The sequence below is a fragment of the Thiocapsa sp. genome (assembly GCF_035467215.1).
In the GTDB taxonomy this organism is placed as follows: Bacteria; Pseudomonadota; Gammaproteobacteria; order Chromatiales; family Chromatiaceae; genus Thiocapsa.
On the sequence record NZ_DATITZ010000310.1, the window covers coordinates 1 to 5,712 of the forward strand.

Consider the following 5,712-nt stretch of genomic DNA (forward strand, 5'->3'; position numbering starts at 1 on the left):
GCGAACCAAGGCGACCAAGGTTCAAGGCCGGACGGAACACCTATACGCCATCACACCGAGGGACATGGAATGAGCATCGCGGATCTGACAAAGCGACTGAACCCCGGCCCGGTTCCCCCGGTTCCCCCGGCGATATTGCCAAAGGGAACCGATAACTGCCTTATAAATCAATGCGGTTCCCCCGGTTCCCCCGGTTCCCCCGAGAAAACGATAAGGCGATATGTTTCGGGCGACGAACCGCGGCGCCTATGGCTGGTGACACGACCGAACGGCGAGCGGTTTAGCCTGAGCTGCACCCCGCCCGCAACACTGGCGGATCTGAACGAACGCTACCCCGGCGCGCGTATCGAGCCCGAGCCCGAGCCCCAGGGCGGCGAACCGGACCCGCAAGACGCGGCCATCATCGGCGCCTGGCTGGACGCCATCGGCGAGACCGACCCCGCAACCCGAGCCGAGATCTTGTCACGCGCGGCGGTCAATCCCGATGCACGCGCGACCTATTTCCGGGCGGCGGTTGCGGCCGGCGCGGCGACATGGGAACCGCCCGAGCCCATTGCCCCCGGCGCCCCTAACGGCTTGCATGTTTCGTCACAGTGACGATACTAGGACAACCCGAGCCCGTTACAGTGACGCGATATGACCAACCCCGAACCGACGAAGCGACCCGCCCGCACCGGCGCCGAACGGCAACGCGAGCTGCGCATCAAGGCGCTGGAACTGTTGAGCGGCGATGATGCGGCCATCGCATCGGCCCCAGTGACCGCGATCCTTGAGGCCATCGCCCCGGCGTTCCGCAAGGGCGACCCGTTCGCGGTTGCGGATCTTGCGAACGAGCTACTGCGGCGGATGAACACCCGGCACCGCTTCAAACTGATTCGGACGGAAACCGAGCCCGAAAGTGTCGATAAATGATGAGTTTTGAGGATTAAACGATGCAAAAACGCGCCGAAATTCACGCGGTACCGATTGATCCTGAAAGGGAAACAGGCAGACAGGCCCCCCGCCCCCGCCAATACCGGCTGACGAGCGCTCGCCAGATCCGCAAAGAGTTGAGTCGTCTTTATGGCGAGCTGCGCACCGGCCAAACCGACGCAGAGACAGCCCGGACGGGCGCATTTTTGATGCGGACCATATTGGAATCGATTCGCGTCGATCAAATCGAGACCGAGCTTGACGCCTTGGAAGAGGCGGCGCGATGAGCACCCGCGCCATGCGTCGGCGCCTGGCGGCCCTGCGGCAACGCAACCAGACTCAGGAACCGAACGGCGCGGTCCTGGTCGGCGCGAGCGAGAATCAAATCCGCGCGATCCTGGATCAAGGCCGGATCGCCATCTGTCTTCCCGACAACCACCGAGGCAACAAACCATGCGAGCAACACGAAACCGCTTGAAGGCTATCCGGGCGCGACTGCATCGCGAGCGGATCACCATTGCCCGAGAATGCCCCGCCTGTGGCGAGTGGGTTTCCGGCGACCCTGGCGCGTTCGCGTGCGGCTCGCACCCTGCGGCCCTGGCACCGCTGCCCGGCGAGCGGATCATCCGAATCGAGCGGTCCTACATATCCGGCGATTCTGGCGGCTGAAGCGAGCCCCGAGACGGGCGGCAACGAGCCCGCAAAAACCGCGAAACCCGTTCCTGTGGTGACTCTATGGTGACTCAAAAGGAAACGGCCTAGACCCGATGGATCTAAGCCGTTGTTTTTATGGTGCGCCCTGCAGGGCTCGAACCTGCGACCACCTGATTAAAAGTCAGATGCTCTACCAACTGAGCTAAGGGCGCGAAAGCCGGTCAGTATAAAGCGGCGCGCGGTCTTTTTGAAGGGTTACGACGCGCGCCGGTGAAAGCGAGTGTCGTCGAAGCCGTGTGCGCCCCGTCGGGATCGCTCAGCGCAACTCTTGGCCGATCCGCTCCAGGCGGCTTTTGGCGAGGCGCGCCTCAGTGCTGTCGGGGTAGCGCTTGACCACGTCCTCGAGCACGGCGCGCGCCTGGTCGAGCTGCTTCTGCTCGTATTGGATGTAGCCGATCTTGAGCATGGCGCCGGGGACCTTCGGGCTGTCGGGGCTCAGTTGGACCAAGCGATCGAACTCGGCTAAGGCGGCCGGGTAGTTGCGCTGGACATAGTAGGTCTCGCCGAGCCAGTAGCGGGCGTTGTCGGTGAACTGACCCTGCGGATAACGCCGGAGCAGGTCATTGAAGGTGGCTTGGGCCTCGTCGTACTTGCGCTCCTTGAGCAGCTCGAAAGCGGCGGCATAAGCATCGCGCTCGCTGCCGCCGGTCGTCTCGGGCGAAGGCAAGGAGGGGATGCCGGCGGCTCCGCTCGACGAGGGGACGGGCGCGCCGATGGATGGCGGTGGCTCGGGTGTACCGGCAGGTGCGTCGAGATCGCTTCCGCTGACGTCGATGGATCCGATTCCGAGGCCGCCGTTGCGGTCGCCCGGCGCGGCCGGACCCAAGGGATCACCGCGTTCGGCGCCGAGCCGAGAGTCGATATCGAGAAATTGATCGCGTTGCTGGCGCTGCAGCTTTTGGATTTCGAACTGCTGCATCTCGACTAAACCGCGCAGCTCCTGCATCTCCATCTGCAGTTGCTGCATCTGAAGCAGCAGATCGGAGCCAGCCTGATTCTCGAGGATGCGCTCCATGCGGGCGAGCCGCGCCTCGAGCGCCGGGTTTGCCAGCGTCGTCGCCGGGATGGCCGCGGCGATCAGAGCCGCAGACAGAATCAGGACAACCGGTCGGATACCCATGAATGCACTCCTAAACCTTGAGACGGTGCAAGTATTGCCAAACTGTGTCGAACGCGGCGCCGATCGCGTCGGTCGGGCTAGGTGCGCCGTAACCCGCCATACGGAGCCGGAATGCCGGGTTACGCTGCGCTAACCCGACCAACGACGAGTCGATTCCATGAATAGGTCTGCCGGCTGGGCATGCCCGGAAGATGTGCTGGGCCTTTGGGGGCGAATAAATTCGCCCCTACGCGTCGGTCGATCCTTTCCCGGAAATCACCATAAAAGACTTGAATCGCGTCGACGCCAACGCCCGCAGACACACGTAAAACCCGATCCCAAAGTAAAGGCTCGCAGGTCGAGCGGGACGCGATTCAATACTGGATCACGACACGCCGATTCAACCGCCATGCCTGCTCGCTATGCCCCGGATTGGCCGGGCGTTCTTCGCCGTAGCTGAGCGTGGACAACTGGTTCGGCGGCACGCCGTCGGCAATCATCAAACGCCGCACCGATTCCGCTCGCTGATCGCCCAGCGCGAGGTTGTACTCACGCGTCCCGCGCTCGTCGGTGTTGCCTTCGAGTGTCGCTTTGACCCCGGCGTTGGTGCCCAGATAACGCGCATGGGTCTTGAGCACCGGGAGATATTCGGGTTTGATCTCGGCGGTGTCGTAGTCGAAATAGATGGTCCGCTGATACAGCGGGTTGCCGGGATCCTCCCAAGGCCCCGCGTAGACCGGGCGCGTGGTTTCGAGCGGGGCAGTCGTGGTCGGCGTGGTCGGCGCGGTCGGCACCGGCCGAGGCGCAACCTGCTCGGTCGATTGTTTCGGCGCGCCGGCGCAACCGGCGGCCAAGGCTGCGGCGAGCACGACGGCGGAGAACATGAGGCCCGACGACCGGATGCCCCTAGGTTTCGATGTCATCGCAGACTCCTTTGCCCCGGCTTCGGGGATTGGACGTTGGATTGTTCGGGGCGAGCCTTGGTCATGCGGCCCGGAGGACAAGCACCGTAGGGACAAGCGAGAGCGCAGTCCAACGGCGCCGGCGCGGGGCTTGGTGGACTGCGCTGCGCGTGTCCATACAGATGTTCACCCTACGGATGTCCACCTTGCCGGCCCTTCATATGATCAAGACCCTCGGGGCGCCGGGTTCATTTAATGAATGGCGACCAAGCGGGCTCGCGGACCTCGCCGGAATCCTGCGACAGGCGCTGGTTGCCGCCGCCGTCGATCGAAGCCGCGGCCAGTACGCCACGGCCACCGTGGATGGTCGCGTAAATTACCATGCTGCCGTTCGGTGCGAAACTCGGCGACTCGTCCAGGCTGCCGTTGCTCAGCAGCCGCATGAAGCCGCGATCCAGATCGATCAGCCCGATGCGGAACATGCCGTTGACCCGTGTCACCAGGACGATGGAGCGCCCGTCCGGCGCGTAGGAGGCGCGCGCGTTGTAATCGCCCTCGGAGCTGATCCGCTGGGCGGGCCCGCCGCCCGAGCCCATCCGGTAGATCTGCGGACTGCCGCCGCGATCGGAGGTAAAGATGATCTGTTGGCCGTCCGGCGACCAGGAGGGCTCGGTGTCGATGGCGAAATGGTCGGTGAGGCGCACCAGCTCGCGACTCGTCAGATCCAGCACATAGATGTCGGGATTGCCGTCCTTGGAGAGCGTCATCGCGAGCTTGCGCCCGTCCGGGGAAAAGGCCGGCGAGCCGTTGATGCCGGGATGGCTCGCGACCAGCTCGCGGCGCCCGCTGGCCAGCTCCTGCACATAGATGGCGGCGCGCTTGTTCTCGAACGACACATAGGCGACGCGGCGTCCGTCGGGTGACCAGGCCGGCGACATGATGGGCTCGCCGGAGGAGACGATGGTCTGGGGGTTGTAGCCGTCGGCGTCCGCGACGCGCAGGGTCACGGTCTGGCCCTCGCCCTGGCCGGTAGCGGTCACGTAGGCGATGCGGGTGGCCGCAACGCCGCGCTGGCCGGTCAGCTTCTGATAGATGATGTCGGAGATGCGGTGCGCCGTGTTGCGCATGCCGGCCTTGGTGGAGACGAGTGTGCTGCTGGCGAGCTGGTCGCCGCGGAAGGCGTCGTAGAGGATGAAGCTGACCCGGAAGCCGGTGCCGTCGGGCTCGACGCGGCCGATGACCAGGTTGTTCATCCCGAGCAGGGTCCAGTCGCGCAGATCCACGTCCTCGTGTCGGGCCGGCATGTCGAGCATGTCGCGTGTCGGCATCGCACGAAACCGACCGGTGCGCGCGAGATCCGCGCTGATGACCGCGGCGATGTCCACCGGCGGGATGAGTCCGTCGCTCACGCCGAAGGGGACGACGGCGATCGGTTGAGCTGCCTCGACACCGCCCGTGACCTCGATGTTCAGACGTGCCTGTGCCGGGCCGGCTCCGAATCCGAACCCGAATCCAACAAGGACGAGGGCGAAGGCCATGAGGATCGAGGGGCGGCGCTGGTGTCGGGGCATAGGGGTCTGTCCTGGCTAGGGCCTGAAGGTGAAATTGAACTCGCGAAAGCGCTCGAACAGGGGGCCGGACGGCACGGGCAAGGGCGATGCCTGATTGATCGCGGCGACCACGGACTGATCGAAGGCGGTATTGCCGCTGCTCTGAACCACCCGAACGCTGTTCGGCACGACGTCGCCGCCCGGGATGAGCCGCACCGAGACCACGGTCGCGAGATCGCGACCGGTCGCCGGCGGCCGGACCCAGAACTGACGGACCTTATCTCGGATCACGGGGACATAGCGATCGGCCTCGCGCGCGAGCTGCTCCGAGGCCAAGGAGGACAGCATGTCGTCCTCGCGCGTGCGCTGGGCCTCTTCCGCTGCGAGCCTGCGCTGAGCTTCCTCCTCGGCCATCCGCCTGGCCTCCTGCTCGATGCTCTCCTGGGCAAGCTCCTCGACGAGACGACGCTCCTCGAGCTCGGCCATCAGGCGGGCCTCCTCTTCGAGCTGCCGCTGGCGCTCGAGGGCGGCCTCG

At 65.1% G+C, this 5,712-nt stretch carries 8 protein-coding genes and 1 tRNA gene; 4 read left to right on the forward strand and 5 right to left on the reverse strand.

The window, feature by feature from the left end; all coding sequences use genetic code 11:
• Positions 1 to 255: 255 nt before the first annotated feature.
• From VLR48_RS16935 to VLR48_RS16950, 4 genes are read left to right on the forward strand one after another with little or no spacing between them, the layout of a single operon-like run.
• A complete protein-coding gene (locus VLR48_RS16935; RefSeq protein WP_325292918.1) occupies positions 256 to 597 on the forward strand; it encodes a hypothetical protein in 342 nt (113 codons plus the stop codon).
• A 39-nt stretch (positions 598 to 636) separates the two neighbouring features.
• Positions 637 to 912 (forward strand): hypothetical protein, encoded by a 276-nt coding sequence (locus VLR48_RS16940; protein WP_325292919.1) that lies wholly within the window; start codon positions 637 to 639, stop codon positions 910 to 912.
• A 20-nt stretch (positions 913 to 932) separates the two neighbouring features.
• Positions 933 to 1,199, forward strand: coding sequence for a hypothetical protein (locus VLR48_RS16945; RefSeq protein ID WP_325292920.1), 267 nt, complete (start codon positions 933 to 935; stop codon positions 1,197 to 1,199).
• Positions 1,196 to 1,390: a hypothetical protein gene (locus VLR48_RS16950; protein WP_325292921.1), complete on the forward strand. Its 195-nt coding sequence runs from the start codon at positions 1,196 to 1,198 to the stop codon at positions 1,388 to 1,390. The genes VLR48_RS16945 and VLR48_RS16950 overlap by 4 nt, the downstream gene beginning before the upstream one ends.
• Before the next feature lie 312 nt (positions 1,391 to 1,702).
• Here the strand turns inward: VLR48_RS16950 and VLR48_RS16955 are convergent.
• From VLR48_RS16955 to tolA, 5 genes are all read right to left on the reverse strand, one after another.
• Positions 1,703 to 1,778: transfer RNA gene (locus tag VLR48_RS16955), tRNA-Lys, on the reverse strand.
• A 104-nt stretch (positions 1,779 to 1,882) separates the two neighbouring features.
• Positions 1,883 to 2,746, reverse strand: a complete 864-nt coding sequence (gene ybgF / locus VLR48_RS16960; protein WP_325292922.1) for a tol-pal system protein YbgF — start codon at positions 2,744 to 2,746, stop codon at positions 1,883 to 1,885.
• A 353-nt stretch (positions 2,747 to 3,099) separates the two neighbouring features.
• Positions 3,100 to 3,648, reverse strand: a complete 549-nt coding sequence (pal, locus tag VLR48_RS16965; RefSeq protein ID WP_325292923.1) for a peptidoglycan-associated lipoprotein Pal — start codon at positions 3,646 to 3,648, stop codon at positions 3,100 to 3,102.
• Positions 3,649 to 3,875: 227 nt separating this feature from the next.
• Positions 3,876 to 5,198 carry a Tol-Pal system beta propeller repeat protein TolB gene (tolB, locus tag VLR48_RS16970; RefSeq protein WP_325292924.1) on the reverse strand — a complete coding sequence of 441 codons (1,323 nt, stop codon included), beginning with the start codon at positions 5,196 to 5,198 and terminating at the stop codon, positions 3,876 to 3,878.
• Between the two features lie 15 nt (positions 5,199 to 5,213).
• Positions 5,214 to 5,712, reverse strand: a 499-nt coding sequence (gene tolA / locus VLR48_RS16975) for a cell envelope integrity protein TolA (RefSeq protein WP_325292925.1), incomplete at its 5' end; no start/stop codon positions are given.

Excerpts from the sequence above, each read along its gene's own strand:
- VLR48_RS16945 (WP_325292920.1), top strand. The coding sequence starts at position 933 with ATGCAAAAACGCGCCGAAATTCACGCGGTACCGATTGATCCTGAAAGG.
- tolB (WP_325292924.1), bottom strand. The coding sequence starts at position 5,198 with ATGCCCCGACACCAGCGCCGCCCCTCGATCCTCATGGCCTTCGCCCTC.
- ybgF (WP_325292922.1), bottom strand. The coding sequence starts at position 2,746 with ATGGGTATCCGACCGGTTGTCCTGATTCTGTCTGCGGCTCTGATCGCC.
- VLR48_RS16940 (WP_325292919.1), top strand. The coding sequence starts at position 637 with ATGACCAACCCCGAACCGACGAAGCGACCCGCCCGCACCGGCGCCGAA.
- VLR48_RS16950 (WP_325292921.1), top strand. The coding sequence starts at position 1,196 with ATGAGCACCCGCGCCATGCGTCGGCGCCTGGCGGCCCTGCGGCAACGC.
- pal (WP_325292923.1), bottom strand. The coding sequence starts at position 3,648 with ATGACATCGAAACCTAGGGGCATCCGGTCGTCGGGCCTCATGTTCTCC.